At 54.4% G+C, this 24,493-nt stretch carries 16 protein-coding genes and 2 pseudogenes; 2 read left to right on the top strand and 16 right to left on the bottom strand.

Annotation, left to right across the window (positions count from 1 at the left end; all coding sequences use genetic code 11):
• Positions 1 to 46 precede the first annotated feature (46 nt).
• The 8 genes and pseudogenes from IC803_RS00545 to IC803_RS00510 form a co-directional block, all read right to left on the bottom strand.
• Positions 47 to 1,231: a M20 family metallopeptidase gene (locus IC803_RS00545; RefSeq protein ID WP_081210466.1), complete on the bottom strand. Its 1,185-nt coding sequence runs from the start codon at positions 1,229 to 1,231 to the stop codon at positions 47 to 49.
• A gap of 33 nt (positions 1,232 to 1,264) precedes the next feature.
• Positions 1,265 to 1,387 (bottom strand): annotated as a pseudogene (locus IC803_RS00540) (Zn-dependent hydrolase); the annotation flags it as partial.
• A 1,024-nt stretch (positions 1,388 to 2,411) separates the two neighbouring features.
• On the bottom strand, positions 2,412 to 3,755 hold the full coding sequence (locus IC803_RS00535; RefSeq protein ID WP_081210462.1) for a UDP-glucose dehydrogenase family protein: 1,344 nt from the start codon (positions 3,753 to 3,755) through the stop codon (positions 2,412 to 2,414).
• Between the two features lie 241 nt (positions 3,756 to 3,996).
• Positions 3,997 to 5,307, bottom strand: a complete 1,311-nt coding sequence (gene brnQ, locus IC803_RS00530) for a branched-chain amino acid transport system II carrier protein (protein ID WP_081210460.1) — start codon at positions 5,305 to 5,307, stop codon at positions 3,997 to 3,999.
• Positions 5,308 to 5,630: 323 nt separating this feature from the next.
• Positions 5,631 to 6,980, bottom strand: a complete 1,350-nt coding sequence (locus IC803_RS00525) for an N-acetylmuramoyl-L-alanine amidase family protein (RefSeq protein ID WP_081210458.1) — start codon at positions 6,978 to 6,980, stop codon at positions 5,631 to 5,633.
• Positions 6,981 to 7,210: 230 nt separating this feature from the next.
• On the bottom strand, positions 7,211 to 7,393 hold the full coding sequence (locus IC803_RS00520) for a hypothetical protein (protein WP_143421102.1): 183 nt from the start codon (positions 7,391 to 7,393) through the stop codon (positions 7,211 to 7,213).
• A 315-nt stretch (positions 7,394 to 7,708) separates the two neighbouring features.
• Positions 7,709 to 9,835 (bottom strand): YecA family protein, encoded by a 2,127-nt coding sequence (locus IC803_RS00515; protein ID WP_081210454.1) that lies wholly within the window; start codon positions 9,833 to 9,835, stop codon positions 7,709 to 7,711.
• Positions 9,836 to 10,271: 436 nt separating this feature from the next.
• Complete coding sequence (locus IC803_RS00510) at positions 10,272 to 11,588, bottom strand: SEC-C domain-containing protein (protein WP_223812005.1); 1,317 nt, start codon at positions 11,586 to 11,588, stop codon at positions 10,272 to 10,274.
• Between the two features lie 149 nt (positions 11,589 to 11,737).
• Between IC803_RS00510 and IC803_RS00505 the strand changes: the two genes are divergently transcribed.
• Together IC803_RS00505 and IC803_RS00500 are read left to right on the top strand one after the other, a co-directional pair.
• On the top strand, positions 11,738 to 13,342 hold the full coding sequence (locus IC803_RS00505; protein WP_081210450.1) for a hypothetical protein: 1,605 nt from the start codon (positions 11,738 to 11,740) through the stop codon (positions 13,340 to 13,342).
• On the top strand, positions 13,339 to 16,122 hold the full coding sequence (locus IC803_RS00500) for a DEAD/DEAH box helicase (protein WP_081210448.1): 2,784 nt from the start codon (positions 13,339 to 13,341) through the stop codon (positions 16,120 to 16,122). Before IC803_RS00505 ends, IC803_RS00500 begins: the two co-directional genes overlap by 4 nt.
• 371 nt (positions 16,123 to 16,493) lie before the next feature.
• Here IC803_RS00500 and IC803_RS00495 read toward each other — a convergent pair whose 3' ends face one another.
• The 8 genes and pseudogenes from IC803_RS00495 to IC803_RS00460 form a co-directional block, all read right to left on the bottom strand.
• Positions 16,494 to 17,057 carry a Uma2 family endonuclease gene (locus IC803_RS00495; RefSeq protein ID WP_081210446.1) on the bottom strand — a complete coding sequence of 188 codons (564 nt, stop codon included), beginning with the start codon at positions 17,055 to 17,057 and terminating at the stop codon, positions 16,494 to 16,496.
• A gap of 466 nt (positions 17,058 to 17,523) precedes the next feature.
• Positions 17,524 to 18,495: an MTP-1 family protein gene (locus IC803_RS00490; protein ID WP_081210444.1), complete on the bottom strand. Its 972-nt coding sequence runs from the start codon at positions 18,493 to 18,495 to the stop codon at positions 17,524 to 17,526.
• Positions 18,496 to 18,773: 278 nt separating this feature from the next.
• Positions 18,774 to 19,256 (bottom strand): macro domain-containing protein, encoded by a 483-nt coding sequence (locus tag IC803_RS00485; RefSeq protein WP_081210442.1) that lies wholly within the window; start codon positions 19,254 to 19,256, stop codon positions 18,774 to 18,776.
• Positions 19,253 to 19,663: pseudogene (locus IC803_RS00480) on the bottom strand (DUF488 domain-containing protein). Before IC803_RS00480 ends, IC803_RS00485 begins: the two are co-directional and overlap by 4 nt.
• A 299-nt stretch (positions 19,664 to 19,962) precedes the next feature.
• Positions 19,963 to 20,847, bottom strand: a complete 885-nt coding sequence (gene galU, locus IC803_RS00475; protein ID WP_081210440.1) for a UTP--glucose-1-phosphate uridylyltransferase GalU — start codon at positions 20,845 to 20,847, stop codon at positions 19,963 to 19,965.
• Between the two features lie 17 nt (positions 20,848 to 20,864).
• Complete coding sequence (locus IC803_RS00470) at positions 20,865 to 22,211, bottom strand: TrkH family potassium uptake protein (RefSeq protein ID WP_081210439.1); 1,347 nt, start codon at positions 22,209 to 22,211, stop codon at positions 20,865 to 20,867.
• 260 nt (positions 22,212 to 22,471) lie between these two features.
• Positions 22,472 to 23,530, bottom strand: coding sequence for a BtaManbiosPhlase (locus IC803_RS00465; protein ID WP_081210438.1), 1,059 nt, complete (start codon positions 23,528 to 23,530; stop codon positions 22,472 to 22,474).
• A gap of 2 nt (positions 23,531 to 23,532) precedes the next feature.
• Positions 23,533 to 24,480, bottom strand: coding sequence for an MTP-1 family protein (locus tag IC803_RS00460; protein ID WP_081210437.1), 948 nt, complete (start codon positions 24,478 to 24,480; stop codon positions 23,533 to 23,535).
• Positions 24,481 to 24,493 lie beyond the last annotated feature (13 nt).

The raw sequence follows: 24,493 nt of genomic DNA, 5'->3' as shown, positions 1-24,493 counted from the left end.
ACCAAAACATCAGCCTCACTTCCTAATGGGCAAAAGGCGGAACCGGTTATCCCGCTTCCGCCAGCAGTTTCAACGTTGCCCCGACAAACAGCTGCACGCCGATCTCAAGCGCGTCTTCGTCAATCGTGAAGCGCGGGTGGTGATGTGGATAGACGATCCCCTTTTCTTCGTTTCGAGCGCCGACGTAAAAGAAGCTGCCTGGCGCTTTTTGCAAGAAGGCGGAGAAATCTTCGCCGCCCATGTTCGGTTTCAGATGGGCGACAGCTTCCTCGCCCAACAGTTCGCGCGCCGTTTCTTCAATGACGCGGGTCACTTCATCGTAGTTGATGACCGGGCGGTAGCCGTAGTCAAATTGAAACTCATACGAGGCGCCGTGCGCTTCGGTAATGCCTTTGACAATGCGCTCCATCCATTGCGGCACCGTGCGCCGCAACGTGTCGTCAAACGTGCGCACCGTCCCTTGAATTTCGACCTCCCCAGGGAGGACGTTATGCGCTGTTCCTGCCACAAATTGCGTCACCGAGACAACCAACGGCTCGAGCGGGTCGACGTAGCGGGAGACGATGTGCTGCAAGTTCGTCACGACTTGCGCCCCGATGGCGATGGCATCGATCGTTTGATGAGGCATGGCGCCGTGGCCGCCTTTGCCGATAATGCGAATGAAAAAGCGGTCCGGTGCGGCCATCATCGGTCCGTACACAATGCCGACTTTTCCGCGCTCCAACGGCGACCAAAGGTGTGTGCCGATGACGACATCGACCCCGTCCATGACGCCCGCCTGCACCATCTCTTCCGCCCCACCCGGGAACAGTTCTTCCGCGTGTTGGAACAAAAAGCGGATTTCACCGCGAATGTCATCGCGCAACTGGGAGAAAATTTTCGCCGTCCCTAAAAGCATCGCCGTATGGCCGTCATGGCCGCACGCATGCATGACGCCTGGGTTTTTGGAGGCAAATTCAAACGTGTTTTCCTCTTGAATCGGCAGCGCGTCCATATCAGCGCGAATGGCGACGGCCCGGCCCGGCTGCTTGCCAATAAGCCGCGCCATCACGCTCGTTTTCGTCGGCCGCGAAAGCTCAAGGTGACCGAACGATTGCAGCGTCTCGTACACAAACTGCGCCGTTTTCTCCTCTTGAAATGACAATTCAGGATGAGCGTGCAGATGGCGGCGCCAGGCGATGACGTCCGCTTTCACCTCATCAACGAGTCGTTTGATTTCTTCCTTTGTCATCCATAGTCTCCCCCTGTTCGCTTGTCTTTTTCGCTATTCCCCTTGGGCCAGTTGCCATACAGTATGATAAAGGACCGCCGCTCCCGCTGCGCAATCATCTTTCGTGCTCCATTCCGCCGGACTATGGCTCACCCCATCTTGGGAGCGGACAAACAGGCAGAGTGCACCTCCTCGGCAAAATACGTACAAATACCCACCTAGCAACAGACATGAATTCATTCCCTGCTTTGAACTCATTTTGTGAGCAGAAACAGTGCTAGATAATAAAATTATAAACGAATTGACTGAAATTTTAAAACGTTTCACAACAAAAACAAAAAAGCAGCCTCTTGAAAAGCCGCTCTTTCTCGTTTCCATCATAGGATAGGGGCATCCTGTACATGGAGATGGAAAATATGCGTTTCATTCCTTCATAAAACGCGCCAAGAATGCCCCCCACTTACGTTTCAAGGCGGGAGATTTTTGGCAAACACCCACCCTGCACTAGACTATGAATCAAGCCTTCTCGGCATATTCCACAATTCCCCTGATCCGATCAGAAGTGGGGGTTTCCCAGTTTTAGGATCATAAAATATACCCAACGCAAAAGAGACAACAACAGCGCGCTGTAGAGTTCGATTCGTTATAAGTTGCCGATAAAACTGTCCCCGTACCACGTGATTTGACTGTTAAACAGGGGGGCAATCCCTCATAGGTACGATAAAAACAAGATCACCGCCGCGTTTATGCCGGTTGTGGAGCTTATGTTTCAATCCCTCATAGGTACGATAAAAACTAACACGGCGATCCTCCGCTTCGTTTCAATCCCTCATAGGTACGATAAAAACCCCAAAAACATCTTAATATATCAAGCCTTGCGTTCTTTTCTCGCCTCCAGAATAACACGTTTTAAAAATTCTGTCAACAAGCTTCTTCCCTGATGCCTGTAAGGTTGAAGCGCATAAACGAATTGTCGTCGATCCCCCAGGTTTTTTGCACGATTGGGGATCGACGACAACAGTTGGACCAGCAGCGAAGGGCCGGCCTACCTCTTCACCTTTTCAATCTTCTCCACCAGAAGCCCGGTCAGTTCACGGATTGCGTCGACATCGCGTCCTTTCGCCAGCATTCTCTTCGCCACGTCGAGGTTGCCTTCCGCGATCTCTTGTTGATGCCCTTGTTTCCTTCCTAGTTCAATTCCTTACACCTGCCGCTGCACATCAGCGGCCTCATCCTCCGCCCGCAGTCCCGAGCCGGCCGGCCGCCCGACCGACTCGTAGATTAAGCCGGCGGCTTCCGCCGCCTTCGGGTCGTAGCAATTCCGACCGTCCACCACCAGCGGCGTGTTCATGAGCGCCTTGTAGCGGCCAAGGTCAAACTGCAAGACGGCGGGCCATTCGGTGAAAATCAAGCAAACGTCCGCGTTGCGAATGGCTTCTTCGATCATCTGGCAACAAACGACGGCATCGCCAAAGCGGCGGGCGACATGCCCCAAGGCGGCCGGATCCCAGACGCGCACGTTTGCCCCTTCGGCGATGAGCCGTTCGATGTTCGCCAAGGCGGGAGACTCGCGCACATCGTCGGTGCCGGGCTTGAATGCCACGCCGAGCACTGCGACGGTTCGGTTGCGAAACTCCCTGGTATACGGGCGCGCTTTGTCAAGCAGCTTCCATTTTTGTTTCTCATTTACATCCATCGCCGCCCAGACCGTTTTGAGCGAATAGCCATATGAAGCGGCGAGGGCATACAACGCCTTCGAATCTTTCGGCAGGCAGGAGCCGCCGTAGCCGACGCCAGCGCGCAAAAAGCGGCGGCCGATGCGCGGGTCCATGCCGATTCCTTCGGCGACCGCCTGAATGTCGGCGCCGATCAGTTCACAGACGTTGGCGATTTCGTTGATATACGAAATTTTCAACGCTAAAAACACATTGGCGGCGTATTTGATCATCTCCGCGCTTTTTCGGTCGGTGACCACATACGGAAGCGCAAACGGGGCGTACAGCTCCTTCATCACCCGCTCAGCGCGGTCCGAATCCACCCCTAATACGATGCGCGGCGCCTGCAGCGTATCGCGCACCGCCGTTCCTTGTGAGAGAAACTCCGGGTTGGAAACGACGTCAAACCGCACGCGATGGCGCGCATGCTCTGTCAAAAAACGAGCCGCTTCGTCCCCGGTGCCGACCGGCACGGTCGATTTGATGGCGACCAGGCAGTCGCGCTCTGCCGTCAACGCAATGCGGCGCAACACCTCCCAGACGTCATCGAGCCGAACCGACCCGTCCGGCAGCGGCGGGGTGCCGACCGCGACCATGATCACTTCCGCCCTCCGATACGCTTCCGCATCGTCTTTGGTAAAGCGAAGGCGGGAGCGGTTCCGCTCAATGAGCGGCTCCAGCCCTGGCTCGTAAATCGGGACGACTCCCTCGTTTAATAAGCGAATTTTTTCTTCGTTCACATCGACGCATGTCACATCATGCCCTTTATCAGCCAGACAAGCCGCGGTCACAAGTCCAACATATCCCGTTCCCGCAATCGCAATCTTCACGATTCCTCACACCTTTATTCATCCATTGCGGCGATCGTCGCTTGTCCCCATTATATCGAATCGCCTGCCGATTTTCACGGGTTTCGCCAAGTTGCTCGAACAAAAAACGGTTTTCCACACAAAAAAGGAGGATGCCCCAAACGCAATGAGACACCCCCCTTCTTCCATATATATACCTCAGATAGATTTTATATTCATATGATTCCCCGACCGAGCGTACATGACCTTTTAGGTCAGCCCTTTACGCCGCATGTTTCCGTTTTGTTGCGGACGGCCGGTCGATCATCAAGCCAAGCGCAGCGCCGATCAACGCCGGAACGACCCAGCCGAGCCCGACTGAAAACAGCGGCACCCACGAAAGAAGCGGCTCTAACCAAGCGGTTTCCAGCCCGATCGTTTTCAAACCGTCATACAGGCTGAATACGCCCGTAAAGAGCAATGCCACACCGTACACTTTCGCCGAACCGCGGTAAAAACGGTGGAAAAACGATAAGGCAACCAGCACGATCGCTAACGGATATAGCATCGTCAACACTGGAACGGAAACAGCAATCAACGCATTTAAGCCGAGGTTTGACATCAAAAAGCTAAATACGGTTAATACAATGACATACGTCCGGTACGAAACGGTGGGTGTGAGCGCTTGAAAATATTGTGCACAAGCGGCGACAAGACCAACTGCCGTCGTTAAGCAGGCAAGCGCCACAATCACGCCCAACAGCAACTTCCCGCCGTTGCCAAACAGCAGCGATGACACGTATGACAACAGCTCCGCCCCGTTGGCAAAGGAGCCGGCTCCGGCCATTCTAGCGCCGATGATGGCAATGCCAGCATAAACGAGCGCGAGACCCAATCCGGCGATCATCCCTGCTTGAATCGTCGCCTTTGCCTGCAACGTCGGGCGATCGACACCGCGGTCGCGAAGCGCATGGATGACGACGATGCCAAAGGCAAGGGCTGCAATCGTATCCATCGTTAAATACCCTTCGAGCATCCCTTTCACAAACGGCGCCGATGCATACTTCTCAGCCGGCACCGCCTGAGGGTCATCAAGCCGGATTAAACCGGTAATACAAAGCACAGCAATCGAAAGCAGCAACATCGGCGTCAACAGCTGACCGATCCGATCCACAAGCTTCGACGGGTTTAAGCTGAGCCAGTACACAAGGGCGAAAAAGAGACCGGTAAACAGCCACAGCGCCAACGATCCACTCCCAGGGAAAAACGGCTTCGCTCCGATTTCATAAGCAACGCTAGCCGCGCGCGGAATGCCGAAAAATGGACCGATCGCCAAATACACAGCGAGCGAAAAACAAAAACTGAACAGCGGATGAACGGCGTTGCCGAGCGAACGGATGCCGTCTTTTGCGAACGCCACCGCCGCGACGGACAACAGCGGCAGCCCAACGCCGGTGACGATAAATCCAAGAATCGCCGGCCATACGGCCGTTCCTGCTTCCATCCCTAAATATGGTGGAAAAATCAAGTTCCCCGCGCCGAAAAAGAGGGAAAATAGCATCAGTCCGGTAAACAGCACATCTCTCGTCTTCATTGTATCCCCCATTTCTATATTTAGAAGAAAATGAATTGAATATTCTGATATATAACAAAACAACAGTTCTAATTAGGATAATAGGTAATTATTATTATCCTAATCCTTTATAAATATTATACTTTTTACACTATTGTGTCAACCCTCTTCCGCCCTTTCATCCCTGCCGCCCTCAGGCGAACGCTCCGAAAAGCTGATGACCCTCTGCGATCAGTCAGCGGTTATGCAAACAAGACGAGACGACAAAAAGCGCCCCGAAAATCCGAGACGCTTTTTGTCATGTCGCAGTAGTTCCATTGTCCATTTTTGAAAAAAAAAGATTGCTATTGGAAATAATGGCGCACGGCGTTCACGATGGCCGTCGTCACCGCTTCTTGATAGCCATTTGTCGCCACGACCGCAGCATCCGACCGATTGCTTAAATAACCGAGCTCAAGCAACACGGACGGCCGTTCGTTTTCCCTCAGCACGTAATAGTCGCCAAACGCGAGGCCACGAAACGGCAAGGCCGAAAGCTGCGAGAACGGCCCTTGGAACGATTGCGCCAAGCCGTAATCAGCCAACCGGTCATAGTAGTAGACGGTGACGCCGGACGCGTCTCGGTCCGCCGCGCTGTCGTAGTGCAAGCTAATAAACGCATCCGCCTGGTACAAGCGGGCGGCGGCCACGCGCGCCGACAGCGGCACATAATCATCACCGGCGCGCGTCAATACAACACGCGCTCCGTATGCTTCGAACTTTTCTTTCAGCCGCTCAGCTGTTTCCATCGTCAACGTTTTTTCTGTTACGCCATTGACGCTTTGCGCTCCGCCGTCTTTGCCGCCATGGCCGGCGTCAAGCACGATCGTTTTTCCGGCGAGCGCCTGAATGGGTCCGCGCGTCCATTCGTTCACATATCGGCGCGGTCCGTTTCCTTGAATGGAAGCGAGAGCCACGGCAGCGGGTAAACTCGATGCGGCCACTGCTTTTTTCTCATTCCCGACGTCCTGTCCACGTTTCATTTCGACGTACTCTGCCGCCACCCAACCATTTAGGCCGGAACGGGCAACGATTTGATACCAGCCTCGTTTTGCTTCGACGATCTCGACGCGCTCACCGCGCAACAGCCGCCCGACCCGCTCCGCGTCCAACGACGGTGCGTTCCGCACGTTCAGCGAATCGGCCGTCACGATTCCCTCTCGCCGCGAGCCGACCGAGGATTCAGCGGCCGCCAAATACGCCGACGCCACCCAGCCGACGGCATCGTCCGTCACCACTTGTTTCCACTCTCCCTCTTCTTTAATGACAGCGACTTGATCCCCTTGCTTCAAATGGCCGATCACGCGTCCATCTAACCCCGGCTCTTGCCGGAGACGAAGCCGGTCTTCTTGCACGATTTCCATTCCCCGCACAGGAGCGGCATACGCTGCGGCGAGCCATCCGGTGCGATTTGGCTTCCATTCGACTTTCACCCAGCCGTCTTTCTTATCGATCAAACGGTACGTCTCGCCGCGGTGCACGTTCGCCAATGGACGGTACGGCACGCCCGGCCCTTGACGGACGTTCACCCGATCAGCCGTCACAACCGCCAACCGTTCTGTTTTTTCATTTTCCCCTTTTACCCCCGCCGGCCAGGCAGCCGCAGCCAAACAACATAAACCAACCAATGCGGCGAGCCATCTTCCCCGCCTCATCTACCTTCCCTCCCAGCTGTCTCTCATTCTACTATATGGTTCGTGCACCGAAGCGGATTTCCTGTCTGTCAGCTGGGAAAACCGCTCGACAGAACGCGCCCGCACAGGCGATCCACCGACAACGGACGCCTCATTTCCGCACAATGCCCCCTAGTGCGACAGCCGTCAACAAAAAACGCAAGCATTTCCATATAACGGTGAACACTCTCTTGGTGTTCTTCCAGCCTCTCCTAGCCGACTAGTAACACAACTAAGAACGCCCCATGCACTTCCCGCTCCATCCAAACATGAGAATGGCAGTCCAAGGTATGCACATCTTGACGGCAAAGCTCGATCAGCAAACGGTTGCCTCCATAGGCGTGGAAATGGCCGCGCAAGATGCGCGTCGTTTTCATAGAAAAGATCCATGGCAACGTTTTGCCCTCCAGCCAAGGATGAACATCACCGCTCACCGGCGTGGGATTTTCACGGAAAAGTTCCATCGGCAGCGCGATCTGCCCTCCACCCGGGAATGAACATCACCGTTTGCCGACGGGATTTTCACGGAAAAGATCCATGGGCAACGTTTTGCCCTCCACCCGAGGATGAACATCACCATTCACCAGCGCGGGATTTTCACGGAAAACATCCATGAAGAAATGCTCCTCCCCACCCCAGCATGAAAACCATTGCTCACTGACGTGTGATTTTCAAAGAAAAAAGGATGCCTCGCAATGAGACATCCTCCCTCACCTTGATGTCGCAGTGAATGACCGGTCAAACTGGACGAACGCTTCGATATACGGAGCGGCCTGCGGCGGGTACACACGCTGAACGGCCACCAGCGTGCCATCTTTGTTGAAGGCGGCTTCCAAGTACATGCCAGGTTCCACATACGATTTTACCGATGGCGGCAGGCGCCAGCGGAACTGCTCGCCCGTTTCCAGCCAGTCGATGATTGCTTCCCCCCGGCTGACGTTCGCCACCCGGAACGTCCCTGTCCGGTACTCCTCTTTGTTTTTCACCATCTTTTTCCAAATGATGTCAGCAACCACCGTCGGCAAGCCAGACCGGTGATACAATCGGAGAAGACGGACCGCGTTCAACAACGGCTCGCTCAATTCCGCAACGAGTTGACGCACAACCGGGGCATGGCTTGTCCCGTAGCGGCCATCGAGCCATTTCGCGAACGCCTGAACGGCGCTTAACACTTGTTTCGCCTGATTCACGCTCACATCCGGAGAAAACATGAGGTAGTGAAAAGCGAAGCATTGCTGCCAATGGCGCGCTTCCAGCTCGTCCCACGATGACAGCGGCGTCGTCTGCAAATAATGGCCGACCGTCGTGACACCGAGGCGGTATTTTGCTTCCGTCGCTTCTGACCTGCCTTCCGTTTTTTCTTGGTAAAATCGGATTAAATCGGCACCGAAAAAGCGTGCTTCCCATTCCGCCGGCATGACAAAATACTCCCCATCATCGAGCCGTTGAAACACGCGGATATGGGTTTTCCGTACAGCTTCCGGCGTCACAAATGGCGAGAGCGGCAGTCCGTAGCGGGAACGGACGCTGTTCGTATCGACCGTCACCGGACAGCCTTCTTGCCAGAGGCGTGCGAACGTATGATACTCATACGTACGCAGCCATTGCTCGACTTCTTCCAACTCTCCGTCCATCGCCAACTCATGAATGGACCGTCCCTGCCATTCCTCATGCGGCACATGCAGCATCTGCTCCAACATCATCGCACTGTTGGCGACTAACGCCATATATGGCGGCTCACCCGGCGGCAACTCGACATGGTACGAGAGCAGCTTTACTCCTTTTGGCACAACGTGCGTCTTCACCGACCGCAACACCACCTGCGCTGGCATGCCGATGGCCTCAAGCGCTTCCGTCAGCACCCGTTCGGCGTTCACGTCGAAGGAAGATAATGTCACCGTCCGCCCTTTTCCTTCTAAAAAGCCTACCAGCTCGTCGAGATAAATCGGTCCGGAAGCAAGCTCATCGCTATATTCATACGTCAGGCCGCGCAGCGAACCTTTGATCGCTTCGCCGGTTTCTTCGTCAATGATCCCCATTCCGTGCTGTTCGAGTTGGCGGAGAGCGCTTCGCGCATCGGGCACATCATAAACGATCGTCCACTGTTCCACCGATTCCGTCTCACGCTCGGATCGTGAAGAGGCACTATGGCCCGCATCGACGATATCAAGAAAATAGCAAAACGCCAGCTCTTCGTACGGCATGTCCGTCTCTTGAAGGAGTGCGCGGAGTTGTTCTTCGGCTTTCCTTACTCCGTCCGGTCCAATGATGGAGGCAGCCCCCTGAATATAATAACCGTCATCAAACGGTTCGAGAAACGCAAACATGCCGCCCCACGGCACGACGTTCGGCATCGTTTCGCTAAATGGCAGAAACAGCGTTTCGCCCGTCCATCGATCGACCGCTGTCACTCCACTGTCATTCCGGTCGACAAACTGAACAAGGCGCGGGACGAGCCGAACCCACCGATCGAGCATTTGCTTCAGCTCCAACGTCAGATGACGCCCTTTTTCGCGTTGAAACCACTCAATGCCGCGCATCCCGTTTGGAAAACGATGAACGAACAAATACCAAAGCGTTTCGAGCGGCTCAAGCCTCTCCCCCTGTTTCTTTCGCCAAATCGCCTGATGGAACGCGTGCTTTGCCGCCACTTGTTCGGCGTATGGCAACGCCTCGTCCAAAAAGCGGCGCACCCGTTGCGACAGTTCGTATTTCTGCTCAAAAAAACGATGTTGCCGTGCCCGTTTCGTCTCTTCTTCCCTCACTTTGTTCATGCAACATTTTTTATATTTTTTGCCGCTCCCGCACGGACACGGGTCATTTCGTCCGATCGACATGTCACTCCTCCTTTACGTGTTGCATCATCATATTCGCCAGAACAAACTACAATTATACAAAAGTTAGTCTAAAAGGTTAATGATGTAGACAGAACGCCGTACCAAATCGCAACTCCTCAATATAGAGAAGCGTTGAACAGCCTCATCTTTTCTTCCTTGAAAAACCCCGTGCATGACGGGAAAGCGATGTTTTTCACCGGCCTTCTCCATAAAGGCGAAAAAGCGAGGAAAAGAGACTTCATCCTCGCTTATACCTTTTCGATTTTGTCAATGTTACTGTTTGCACCGCGTTGTTCATGAAATTATGAGCCTTTTCGAAAACCGATGAAACACAGTCGTTTTCCTCCGCTCAACCGTTTTGGCGGCGGTGAACACTAAGATGCATCACGAAAATGTTTCCCTTGATCGCCCGCTTAAGACGAAATCACAAAATCCCTTAGAAAAACCCGCGCTCGACAAACATCTCATAGACGCAGTTCTCGAGTTCTTCACGCAACTTCTCTTCATTAACCCCTTGAAGCAATCCGTCCTTTTTCCACTTGTTGATCGCCTCGTCGATCAGCCGGTTCACTTTATCTGTATCCCAACCGTGGCAGTGAAGCAATTGTTCCACCTTGTCCAGCCATTCGTCGATGGCTACATCCAGCCAATCGGCGTCATCGTCCCATCCGCCGTCATTAGACCATTCCTCATCCCCGTCGTCCTCCTCGTCGAGCGTTTCGAGGCCGAATAAAAGAAACTCCATCGCAGTCGATTCAACGTCTTCCACCGACACCCCATACCGTCTCGCGGCCTCTCCCTCGCTGATGCGATCCTCTTCGATCATCTGTCCGGCAAAAAAGCGGAGCGCCGCCGCATATACGGCAGGATTGTCGATATCGATCGCTTCGCGCGCGCAATACATGCGCCAAAAGATGGTCGCCTGGCTAAGAAGCAATGCAGATGCATCCGCTTCGTGCCGCTTCAGTTCAAGAATGACCGCCTCTTCTTCTGGGTCGTCCCATTCCGCCTCATCAAGCAGCTGCCATAAAAATTCGCTGATCGCCGCATCCAGCGCGAGCGGGAAAGAGTTGCGCAAAAACTCGTCCCCCGTTTTCCCGCTTCGTTCCTGTGCAGCTTGCAACGCCTGAACGAGCCGCTCTTTGCTTCGTTTCACCACCGGAAACACTGTGGAAAAATACGTAAACTCCTCTTTGTACGGCACAAGACATCCGAGCAGCACATCGCCTTTTTCCATTTCCGGCCATTCTTCCGTCGCCAACAAGTAGACGTGTTTTTCTTTTCCGGTTAAAATATCGCGGACAAGCAGGTGTCGCCGATGCTCATCGAAATGAATGATCTCATCAAATGACGGAACCGTCCCCTCCCACCGTGCTACATGCGCCTGCACAGCCGGCCGCCAGCGGGCATAGCGCCGATCTCGCATATAAGCGGAAAAAATGGTCGTTCCTTTTTCCTCGATCGGCCGACAGAAAATGACCCAATTGGCCACAAATAAGTTCACTGCCAAATCGAGCGCTTCCGGCCGATCTTCCAACGAGCGTTCGGCAATCACTTCAACAATCTCATCCTCATACCGTTCCGACGCAAACAACAGCACATCGTGCATGCATTCGACTAACTCCCGCTCAATCAACGAATCGATCGACACCGCTTCGCCCTTTCCGCAGCAATGCTTGTACTTTTTCCCGCTTCCGCACGGGCAAAGGGCGTTCCGCGACACCGCCGTCATATCGTCACCTACTTTTTTCAAATTCGGCCTCGCCGTTGCCTTTATTGTACCATAGTTGGTAGAAAAAAAGAAAACGGCCTTTGTTCCTATGGCGAAGCGGGCGTGGCAACTATTTCGCCTCTTATGCTATAATAAATGAATATAAAAATGGACGGAAGGGACGAATCGGTATGTTGCAAACGGCCATCTCAAAACCTCTCTTGCAAAAGGCGGCAGCTGATTTGCAAAACGAACTGCCGTTTTCCGTTTTTCACCATCTCATTCAAAAAGGGCGCGACTTATCGCGGCGGGGGCTTGTCTATAACGTTATCGTCATCGACAGCGAACAGATCGAAGGAAAAGTGGTTGACACAGCCATTCATGATGTCGCACTCAACCTGGACGACATCATCCACCGCCACAGCTGCCCATGCGGGACGGAAGACCTTTGTTCGCACGTGCTGGCGTTGTTTTTTTACGTCTACGGCAACGTCCTTGACAACGGCAAATTGCTTCGTCAATGGAAGCAAGCGGAAAAGAAACCGCCGCAAAACGGTTTCCCAGCCCCCCACACTGCAACGGCCGAGCCAACCGAATCGATCGATGAATGGTGGAAACGATTTGCGAAGATTCAAGATGAGTTTGCCGTCCGCCATCGCCGCCGCGACGATTGGCCGTATCGGCTCGCCCATCAGCTGTTTCCAGCGCTAGTGAAAGGCGGACCGAAACATCGCGCCGTTCGTTTGTTGTACCGGTTTCACGCTGGCTTGTTTTTGCTCCATCACCTGATCGAGTACGGAAAAGAACGAGGCTGGAACCGGGGACTATTTGGCTCATACGGACAATTTTCTTGGCGGCAAGACGTCCAGTATATCGCCGATGAATTGCTCAAGACATTAGAGCAGTTTTCATCCAACCTGGCGGCATCGGCGCCCGGACCGCTGATCGAACAAACCGCTCCCTATGTGCGGGATTTATTGCGAATCGCCGACTTCTTCCCTTCGCTCATTTACGATCTTTATACGGCTGCCTGGGAACTGCTGTTCACAACAGAAGCACAACGCCGACAAGAAAAAGAACGCTTGCTCCGCCTCGCCGAGGAAGAGCAGATTCCGCTCGCCCTTTTGGCAGCCGCCCATTTCGCCTTTTTGTTGGAAGAAGATGAAGAAGCGCTTGCCCTATACCGGACGTTCCCAGAGGCCGCGGCACCATTTTTGATCGGGTGGATCGAGCGGTTGATCACCTCCTATCCACCCGACCGCTTTGCCTCGTTTTGGGCGAAAGGAAAAGAAGAGCTGCCTTCCTACTTAGCCGCCCTTCGGGAATCGGAGCGAATCAATTTTGTCAACGAAATCGGGCGGCTGTATGAAGTATATGCCCAACAAAACAACCAATGGGACGAGTACGAAACGTTCTTGCGACAATGCTTTCCATACACTGCCAACCGCTATGTTCAATTTTTGCACCGCCAAGGGCGCTACCAGCATATGATTGAGTTGTACTTATGGGCGAATATGACCGCCCATGACATGGATCCGCAGTTTTTAAAGGGGCTCGAGAAGCGGGACCCTATGCTCGTCTTGCCGCTTTACCACCGAGCGGTCATGCAGTTTGTCCAAGCAAAAAACCGCCCGAGCTACCGCATGGCCGTCCGTTATTTAAAAAAGCTGCGCACGTGCTATCGTTCGCTCAAACAAATGAACGAGTGGAACGCGTATCTCGAACAGTTATGCGCCAAAACCGCACGCATGCGTGCGTTTCATGAAGAACTACAGAAAGGAAAATTGCTTCCATGATGGAACAGGCGTTACAGACGATCACCCTTTCGTGTGAGTGGAGCGAAGAACGACAATGCTTTTGGCTCAGCAGCTCAGCTCCCGCCGCAAGCTGGGCGCCGCTTGTGCTCGCTTGGCATGAAGAAACGTTTTACGGCACGCTGATCGACGCAGTCATTGTCCATGGACGGGAAGCCGTGCGGCTATCGCCATGGCAAGCGCTCACCTTTTTCGCCTTGCGCCCCTCGGTCAGCTTGATGGCCATCCAATGGAAAGACGAGTTCACCGCCCAACTTGAGGCGTGGGCAAAGCACATTTGGAGCGAGCTATGCGAGCGCCGCTTCCGCCCCGATTTTTCGGCGTGGAAAGAAAGCCGTTCGACGCCTTGGCTCGAGGCGCAGCACACCCGCTGGCGCGGGCTTGCTCATGACCCGCACCCATTCGTCGCGACATGGCGGTCGCTCGCGATCGCCGACTGGCTGTCACGCGACCCGGAACTGCGCGCCATCTGGCAAGAGATCGTTCACGCCAATCCGGCCATCGCAGCCCGCGGCGATCAATGGGCGGGCGGGGAAGACGACTGGCTCGAACAAATCGGCTGGCTCGGCGAACGGCCGCCGTTTACCGTCGGCTTGCGCCTCATTGAACCATCGGAAGACAGCGATTCATGGACGCTGGAAGCAGTATTGATCGCCGTAGACGACAGTATCATCGCCCCGGCGAGCCAAATTCCGCGCGCCTGGCGCCCGTATGAACAGTCCATCGCCCGCGCCATCCGCCGCATCGAAACGATCATCCCATGGCTTGGCGCGGAAGGCGGGCCTTTGCTTCGTCAGCTGTCTGATGAACAGGCGTGGCGCTTTTTGTCCGAAGAGAGCCTAAAGTTGACCGAAGCCGGCGTGCGGCTCCTTTTGCCCGACTGGTGGCATGACATCCGCCAGGCGCAGCTGTCGATTAAAGCGAAGCTGTCGCCGTCTGTCCGTGCTGAATCGCTCTTTGGCCTTGAGCGCCTCTCCGACTTTGACTGGCGCGTGGCGACGAACGGCATCGAACTGACGGAGGAAGAGTTCGCGGCGATCGCCGAACAAAAGCGGCGCCTCATCCGCCTGCGCGGCCAATGGATCATTCTGGATCCCGCGCTCGTCCGCCGCGCACAGGCGCTCATGGAGAAGGCAAAAAAAGAAGGGGTGCCGATTCATGACGTCGTCGCACAAACGTTATTGGCGGAAGCTGACGAACGCGATGAAGCAACGGATGAACACATTCCGATTCACATTGATGTCCACCGCCAATTCCGGGCGTTCATCCGCCAGCTAAAAAACATCGACGAGCTTCCCGCCGCCCCGGTGCCGCCGTCGTTTCACGGCGTGCTCCGTCCGTACCAGCAGCGCGGCGTCGGCTGGCTCGCTTTCTTGCGCCGCTTCGGTTTTGGCGCCTGCTTGGCCGATGACATGGGGCTCGGCAAAACCGTCCAGCTGCTCGCTTATTTGGCTTACGTCAAAGAAACGGAGCGTCCGGACGCCCCGGCGCTCCTCATCTGCCCGACAAGCGTGATCGGCAACTGGCAAAAAGAATGCGCCCGCTTCATCCCCGAGCTGCGCGTCTACACGCACCACGGGCCGAACCGGGCGAGAAACGATGCCTTTTTGCAGGCGGCGGGTGAAGCCGATCTTGTCATTACATCCTACAGCCTGGCTCATCTAGACGAGGACGACTTAAAACAGCTTCATTGGCACGCCGTTTGCCTTGATGAAGCACAAAACATTAAAAACGCGCAGACGAAACAGGCGCGCGCCATCCGCCGCCTGCGCGCAAAGCATAAAATCGCCTTATCCGGCACACCGGTCGAAAACCGCCTAAACGAACTTTGGAGCATTTTCCACTTCTTGAACCCGGGCTATCTCGGCAACGCGGCACAATTCGAACGCCGCTTTGCCGGGCCGATTGAAAAAGAAGGAGATGCCCATAAAAAAGCGGCGCTGCAGGCACTCATCCGCCCGTTTCTCTTGCGGCGGACGAAAACAGACGAAACGGTCGCCCTCAACTTGCCGGATAAAATCGAGCAAAAAGAATACTGTCCGCTCACCGCTGAGCAGGCAGCTTTGTACGAACAGCTCGTCAACGATACGCTGGAGCGGGCGAAAGCGGCGAGCCCGTTTGCGCGGCGCGGGTTGATTTTGCAGATGTTAAACGGCATCAAGCAAATTTGCGATCACCCGGCGCTTTATTTGAAAGAACGATCGCCCCGCCAGCTCGTTGAGCGGTCGCATAAACTGGAAAAACTTGTTGAACTCGTCGAACAAATTCGCGCGAACGATGAGTCGTGCCTCATTTTCACCCAATATGTGCGCATGGGCGAGATGATTCAAGCGCTGCTTTCCGACTTGTTTGACGAACCGGTGCTCTTTTTAAACGGCAGCGTACCGAAACCAACGCGCGACCGGATGGTCGATGAGTTCCAAGCGCGAAAGGCACCGATCTTTCTCTTATCGCTGAAAGCGGGCGGCACCGGGCTCAACTTGACCGCCGCCAACCATGTCATCCATTTCGACCGCTGGTGGAACCCGGCCGTCGAGAACCAGGCGACCGACCGCGCCTACCGCATCGGACAAACGAAATTCGTCCACGTCCATAAACTGATCACAACCGGGACGATTGAAGAAAAAATTGATGAGATGCTCGAACAAAAGCAAGCGCTCGCTGATGTGATCACCGAAGGCGAAACGTGGATCACCGAGCTGTCGGACGATGAACTGCGCGGCTTGCTCGCCTTATCCACCGCGGTGAAAGGAGGCGTTTGACCGTGACGGAAGAAAAGCCGAAGCGGAAGAAAAAGAAGCCGGAAAACCCGTGGGAAAAGTTGCTGAAGCGGATGGAAGAAAAGTTGAAAGAGCGGGAAAAGCGGCAAAAGCAACCGTAAAGGGACATCACGCAAGCGATGAACGCCGCCTCGACCCCGCTGGACACAGAAAAGACCCATGGGCAATCTTTTGCCCTCCACCTAGGCATAAACATCACAACTCGCCGGCGCGGGATTTTCACGGAAAAAATCCATGGGCAATCTTTTGCCCTTAGGCATGAAAATGACGGATCAAGGTGCGTGCATTTTCAAAGAAACAGCGTGGGAACCATCCCACGCTGTCCGCTTTCCAGCCATCCTCTCGTCATCTTGTCAATGAAACAACTCGGCCATGTCGATTTCGAGCCCCGAAAAATACACAGAGCGAACCGTTCCTGTTTTCACTTGAACATCCGTCTGCCCATATAGCCGTTCCTCATTGAGCACATACACCGTCACAGCCTGCTTCATCGGATTGACCATCCAATATTCATGGACACCGCACGCCATGTACAAATTGAACTTTGTGACAAGATCATGCGCCTGGTTCGACGGACTTAAAATCTCGACGATCAGCGGCGGCACCCCGATATACTTCGTTCCATCCAGCCCTTTTTCGCCGCAAAGGACCGTCAAGTCGGGAACGACCACATTTCGTTCCCCTGTTCGCTCATCGACAAGCTCCACATCAAGCGGCGCTGCCAACACATCGCACGGTTTTCCTCGAAAAAACAAACTGAACGGAAAATGAAGGCGGCTCGAGATGAGCTGATGCCGAACGCTTGGCGACCGGGTCATAGACACGGCCCTATCAATATACTCTAAACGATCATCGCTTTGTTCACGCACGACCCAATACCGCTCATACGACACACCGGAAGCAAGCGGCAAAGACAACGAAGGGCCCTCCCCATTCCCCTTTTTTCTCAGTATACCGGATGGCTTCAGAAGGGGCAATGGGGGAGGAAAATGGTCTTCCCTAGAAGGCCGGTGATTTAGTAAAAAAGTCGCCGAAAACGGACTCCTTTCTCAAATTGAGAAGTCTTGTAAAATCAATGCTTCTCTTTCATCAGAAAGCAACGGGTTCGACGAAATCGGTCGTTTTTCACCAGCCCCCTAGGAGAGCAACGTGACTCCAATTACCGCCGGCTATGGTTGTCTATCCTACGAACAAGTCACGTTCATGTCAAACATGGCAAACAGAAACTGAAACCAATCATGTTGGCCTATCGTGTGAGCAGGTCATGTTCATGTCAAACCGAAGTCCTTCCCACAAAGCAAGAAACATTGCCGGCCAAATGGGAAAAAGGATCGGCCGCCAGCCTTCCTCATCAAGAGAAGGTCTGTCGCACGATCCTTTTCGTTAAACGGAAGCATACATCCGATCAAGCTCTTGAGCCTCGTACTTGACAAACGGGTCGATCAGGGAAATTTTTTGCGCCTCGGCATCGCCGACGCCAGCGTACAGCTCGGCGGTGCCGTCGCCTTTGCGGACGAGTCCGCCGCTGAAGACGACGTTCGTCAAATCCGGCCGTTTCGCCGGTCCGTCTAAAAAGTGGGAGCGAAGCGCAAGCAATTCCAGCTCGGAGCGCTCCATCGTCTCTGGATCTAAGACGAACACCATCGGGTAGTAATGGCGGTTCCCCTGCTCGTCAAAGCAGGCGATATGGCCGAGCGCACCGACAAGCCCGTTTGCAAGCAAATGCGCCTCATTGACGCCGCCCCATTCCTCATCGGTGAATTGGGCGTCAAGAAGAGGGGCTGCTTCAATCACGTCCGGCGTCAAGTCATCGAGCGAAAAAATGCGGGTAAAGCCGATTTTTCCGCGTCCGCCCTTTTCTCCTTGCGGGCGGGTAAAGACGCCGATCGAACCGTCTTTCAGCTCGACGAGACGGATGTCTTTCATCCCGTCCGGCCCTTCCGCGAATTGTTTCAACCCACGGGTGTTCGGGCCGCGGTAAAAGACGGTCCGCCAGCTCAGCTCGCCGTCGAACACCGGATGCGGAAACGTTTCCACCCCACCGAACACAAGCTGGCCGTGAATGCGCGCCACAAACGGATCTTGCAAGGCAAACACCGGCGCCCCTTCGCGCGGAACCCAGACGCCATCGCGCTCAACGAAAAAGTACACTTCCGACTGCTCGCTGTCGCGCGACTCAACGCGACCAGCGATGACCAACTCGCCGTCATCTTCAAACGGCGCGGAAATATTATAAACGTCCCGATCCCCAACACCCGCAAAACGCAATTTTTCCGGCTCAAACGGCTGTGGGGCCAGGCGAAACTCGTTAACTAGCACTTCACATGTCTTTAAAGTTGGCAATTGGAATAACATGATTCATCCCTCCGGACGGTGCCAAAAACGCCAAAGACGGCATTTTCGGCCGTTTTTCCTGGTCGCGATTCGAACAGGAAACGCCAAACTTCCTTTTCATGCCGGCTTCATCACTCGGACACCAGCGACGATGCCACCTCCCGCTAGCCGGATTAGGAAGTCAAGGAAACGTTTTTGTGTTTTATATTATAATATGATATGGAGAATCACGAAACACGTTATTCATTGCCAAAAAAAGAAGGGCCAAGCGATGTCAAGGCCCATTTTTTGCTATTATTTTATGAATGGATGGAACGGATGAATTCCGCATCAATATCGACAACGACAAACTCGATGTCCGCCACCGGCCCGAGCACGTCGCAAAACAGCTGCGCCACTTTTCCTTTATCCAGCCCACCGACTCCCGTCCCTAAAGCCGGAAGCGCCACGTTCGTCACCCCGTGCTCCCGGCAGTATGCAACTAGCCGCTTCAGGCATTGGCGAACGATCGCATACGATGTCTGCTCTGCCGGCTGCTTCATCGTCACGAGATGGATCACACCGCGAAACGGCAGCGCCCCCGCTCCGGTCACATACAACTCGCCTGGCTGCGGATTTTGCGCCTGGCAGACGCGGACTGCTTCCTCTTCAATGGCGCGGCCGCCCGCCCGGCGGATCGCCGCCGCCACCCCGCCGCCCATCGGTCCGATGCCATTCGCGGCATTGCAAATGTATTCGACCCCTTCCACCTTCGTCAAATCACCGACCAGCGCGCGAATCATCGCTTTCCCTCCTCGTTATTTGTTCGCTCTACGCCCATTCGGCTCAAAAACTCGCAAAGGACAACGGCGTGGTTATGCCGCTCATCGTTGGCGGCGTAAAGCAACGTCACCGTCCCGGAAAGCGAACGCAGCTCGCCGACAAGCGCCCGCTTCGTTTCGTCGGCGGCCAATTCCCATTCGTACTTTCTCGCAAACTCCGCAAACCGCTCCCGCCGATGGCCGAACCATTGCCGCAGCTCAGGACTCGGGGCGATCTCTTTCATCCAACGGTCGATATGCGCCTCAGCCTATGACACCCCGCGCGGCCATAAGCGGTCAACGAGAATGCGGGTGCCATCGGAAGCGTCGTATCGTTCATAAATTCTTTTTACTTGGAAACGGCCACTCTGATTGGACTCTTTCGCCATGTTCATCCGCCCCCCGCTGTGTCACATGCGCTCCTTTTGTCGCCCGTCGGATCCGAAACCACTGCTGAAAATCGCTGTCTCTTCATGTCGATGATTTGGGAAAACTCGAAACAGCAAGATGTATCGGTTAGATTTGATTGCCCCATCCCGCTTCTGAACCGCCGATGTTGAACGCCAACACCTGCACGCATGCTGACGGATCGGGATGATCCAGCTCAAGCCAAAGGGATTTCGCGATGGGAAACTCCGTCTCACCGCACAATTCTTGCGTTCGTGAATAAAGCCGCGCGGCCCATCGTTCATTCGGCCTGTCCTTTTGCCTCAGTGACCATCCGCTCTAAAAACGAAAGCAAGTCATCACGCAACTCCTCGTTTTGCAAGGCAAATTCGATCGTCGTTTCGATAAAGCCGAGCTTCTCCCCGACATCGTACCGTTTCCCTTCAAACTCGTAGGCGAAGACGCGCTGAATTTCATTGAGCCGCCCGATCGCATCGGTCAGCTGAATCTCCCCGCCCGCGCCGACTTCCTGCTTCTCTAAAAACAAGAAAATCTCCGGCGTCAACACATAGCGGCCGACGATCGCCAAATTGGACGGCGCCGTGCCTGGAGCCGGTTTTTCGACAAAACGGCGCACTTGATAGCGGCGGCCGCGCTGCTCGAGCGGATCGATGATCCCGTAGCGGTGCGTCTCTTCCTCCGGCACGCGCTTGACGCCGATCACCGAGCTGAATGTTTGCTCGTATTGCTCAATGAGCTGCTTCAAGCACGGCGTTTCCGCTTGAACGATGTCATCACCCAACAGCACCGCAAACGGCTCATCCCCGATGAAACTGCGCGCGCACCAGACCGCATGCCCTAACCCTTTCGGCTCTTTTTGGCGAATGTAGTGGATGTCCACTTTTGACGGCTCTTTTACTTTCTCAAGCAAGTCCAATTTTCCTTTTTGCTTCAACAATTGCTCAAGCTCAAACGCATAGTCAAAATGATCTTCAATCGCCCGCTTCCCTTTCCCGGTGACGATGATAATGTCCTCAATGCCTGATGCCATCGCCTCTTCCACAATATATTGAATCGTCGGCTTATCGACAATCGGAAGCATCTCCTTTGGCATCGCCTTTGTCGCCGGCAAAAACCGCGTCCCGAGCCCGGCCGCGGGAATGATCGCTTTGCGCACTTTTTTCATGATCTCGTCCTCCTCTTCTAGCCGATAATGACCCGTTCTTTCGGGTAATGGTAGCTATCTTTCACCGCCCGGCCGCGGACGAGCCATAAAAACGAAATGATGCCGACCCGGCCGATGAACATGACGACCACCAACACCAGCTTGCCAAACGGGCTGAGCTCAGAGGTAATGCCGAGCGACAGCCCAGTCGTCCCAAACGCTGAACATACTTCAAACAAAAGCATGACGACAGGAAGGGACGACTCCGAGACGGAAAGCGCAAGAACCGCCGCAAAACAAAGGAACAGCGCGCCGATAAAGACGACAAACGATTTTAAAATATCTTCCTCATGAATTTCACGCCCGAACACTTTGACCGCTGAGCGCCCTTTCGCATAATGCCACACCGTTAACAAGATGACTGCCAACGTCGTCGTTCGAATGCCGCCGCCGACGCTGCTCGGGGAAGCGCCAATAAACATCATCGCGCTCAAAAGCAATAACGTCGGGTCAGAGAACTCGTTCATATCCATCGTCGCCAACCCGCCGCTGCGCGATGACACCGACTGAAACAGCGCATAAAAGAGCGATCGGTGCCACGGCTTTCCATCCAAAAAATGATCCCATTCCAACGCATAAATCGCCACCGTGCCAAAAATGACAAGGGCAAAAAACGTCACCGTCGTCAATTTCGTAAACAGCGAAAACCGGTAGCGCCTTCGGTCGCGCGCAACCAAAAACTCCGTCACCTCAATGAGCACGGGAAAGCCAATCGCTCCTAGAATGATGAGGATGATATGGACCGTTTGCACGAAGTAATCCCCAGCAAACGGAATGAGCGACTTTCCGGTAATATCAAACCCGGCGTTCGTCGTCGCGCTCACCGACGCAAATATCGCCTGCAAAAACGCCTCCGGCCACGTCGGAAAATAACGCAAAAAATACACGCCCAAAACAAGCGCCCCGACCGCTTCAATGGCGAGAATCAAGAAAAAGATGTCCCGCGTGAGCTTCACGAGCCCTGAGAGCGCAAGACGGTTTTGATCCGTCATGATCAGCTGCCGCTCACGAAATCCGATTTTTTTGCCAAGCAACAGCCAAATGAACGTGCTAAGCATCATTAACCCTACGCCGCCCACTTGCATCATCACAATCAAAACGACAATACCGAGCGTATTAAACGTCTCCGGAATCGACACAACCGTCAACCCGGTCACACTAATGGCGCTTGCCGCCGTAAACAGCGCGTCAATCCAGTGAAGCTCCACCCCTGGCCGATGCACAATCGGCAGCCATAACAGCACCGTTGACACCGCGACCGCCACCAAATAAAACAGAATGATCAACTGAATCGTCGACAGTTTCAACCATAATGAACGTTTCATTGCCACGCCGCCATCACCACCATCACCTCGACCGGCGCGCGGGCGGCTTCCGCACGCCAAGCCTGCATCAATATGGATACGTACGATACATCGACGTTGTTTTCCATTATATCAAATCTTCTTAGCTAAGAAGAAATTTGTCTCGATCCTTGTGAACAGAAAAAGCGTTCAACAAGCCATATTGTAGCGATAAGCCAAAAAAAAAACGCCTGATCGGTGCAGGCGTTTCTATCCATGCCCCAACGCATGGACGTTCTTTTTCATCCCTTGCCGAGCGAAGCAAAAATGTCGCTAAGCCGCAGTTCGACACACGCCATCGACGTATCGGCGGCACCGTAATACATTTTCACGACATCGCCGTCAACGAGCGCTCCGCACGAGAACACGACGCGCCCGAAAAAGCCGTTCACCTCATAATCCGCCTCCGGCTCGACAAGCGGCCGCGCCGAGCGGGCGATGACTTTCGATGGGTCATCCAAATCCAACAACACCGCCCCCATGCAGTAGCGATGGTCATCGGACGCGCCGTGGTACAACTCAAGCCAGCCGTGCTCCGTCTTGATCGGCACCGCCCCGCCGCCGATGCGGGCGCTGTCCCATTTTCCTTCCCGCAAACCGAACAAAAAGCGGTGGTTTCCCCAGTAGCGCAAATTGTCCGACTCCGCGATCCATACCTCGGGGCGGCCGTTGCTTCTTGGCACCGGGCGATGGAGGGCGTAATACTTGCCGTTAATCTTCTCCGGAAAAATAAGCACATCTTTGTTTTCCGGCGCGAAAATCATCCCATGATGCTTAACCGTCCGAAAATCGGTCGTCGACACCATCGCCTCGCCGACCCCTTTGGGCGACACAGCGCTGAAATAAATGTAGTACGTGCCGTCAATGTACGTAATACGCGGGTCTTCCACCCCAAATGTCTCCAATTCATTCGAAGGATAAATAAACGGCCGCTCGTCAATCGTAAACCGCCGCCCGTCTTGACTGCGGGCAAGACGCAAATAGGAAAGCGACGTCAAATACAAAAACCGCTCCGTCCCTACCTCTTTAATAACTCTCGGGTCGGAAAAGTCATAGCGCGGGTCGTCCTTGCGAAACTCGTAAACATCGACCTTCCCCGTCCGCGGATTCCACACTGGCGCCTTCACGACGTTCAAGTCATCTGACACGGGCCGCTCCGCCACCCGAAGCAGCAGCAACACCTCCCCTTGAAACCTCGCCACCCCGGCGTTAAACGCCCCGATCACTTCAAATCCGTCATGATACGGCGGCACATCATTCGGCGTAATGAGGGGGTTTTCTTCATAGCGGTAAAGGTGCATGATCATCCCTTCCTCTCGTATTTCGTAAATGGATCAACAATCGTTAGTTTTTGTGCTTCGGCATCACTTGTTCCGGCGTAAAAATCAGCCGTTCCATTCCCTTTGCGCACGAGCCCGCCGCTAAACACAACATCCGCCAAATCAGGGCGCTTCGCCGGCCCATCAAGGAAATGCGACCTTGCGGCGATCAACTCCATTTCCGACGCTTCCCCAGTATCTGGATTAAACGAAAACACCATCGGGTAATAATGGCGGTTCCGTTCCTGATCGAAACAAGCAATATGACCAAGGACACCGACAAGTCCATTGGCAAGCAAATGTGCTTCATTCACGCCTCCCCATTCTTCATCGGTAAACTGACCGTGAATCAAAGGAGCGTCTTGAATCGCTTCGACCGTCAGTTCATCGAGCGAGCCGACGCGGGTGAACCCAATTTTTCCGCGACCGCCTTTTTTCCCTTGCGGACGGGTGAAAACCCCGACCGATCCATCCTGCAGCTCGACAAGGCGGATGTCTTTCATCCCATCAGGTCCCGTAAAGAACGGCGTCAAATCATGGAGCGTCGTTCCTCGGTAAAACACCGTCCGCCAATACAGCATCCCGCGCAGCATAGGATGCGGAAACGTCTCCACGCCGCCAAACACGAGATGCCCGTGCACACGGGAAATAAACGGATCCTGCAGCGCAAACACCGGCGCTCCTTCCCGCGGCACCCATGTTCCCTCTCGTTCGACAAAAAAGTAGACTTCCGATTGCTCGCTATCCCTCTCTTCCACCCGTCCGGCGATCACCCAATCGCCCTGATCTTCAAACGGCGCGGAAATGTTGTACACATCCCGCCCTCCAACACCGGCAAATGCCAGCTTCTCCGCTCGAAGCGGTCGTGGAGCGCGCCCAAGCTCCTCAAGCAACATTTGACATGTTTTCATGGTCGGCATCCCTGTCCGCATAACGTCTCTCCCT

Origin of the sequence: Geobacillus sp. 46C-IIa, from assembly GCF_014679505.1 — a bacterium.
Lineage (GTDB): Bacteria > Bacillota > Bacilli > Bacillales > Anoxybacillaceae > Geobacillus.
The sequence above is the reverse complement of the archived record's forward strand: the minus strand, read 5'-3'. Positions and strand labels throughout refer to the sequence as shown.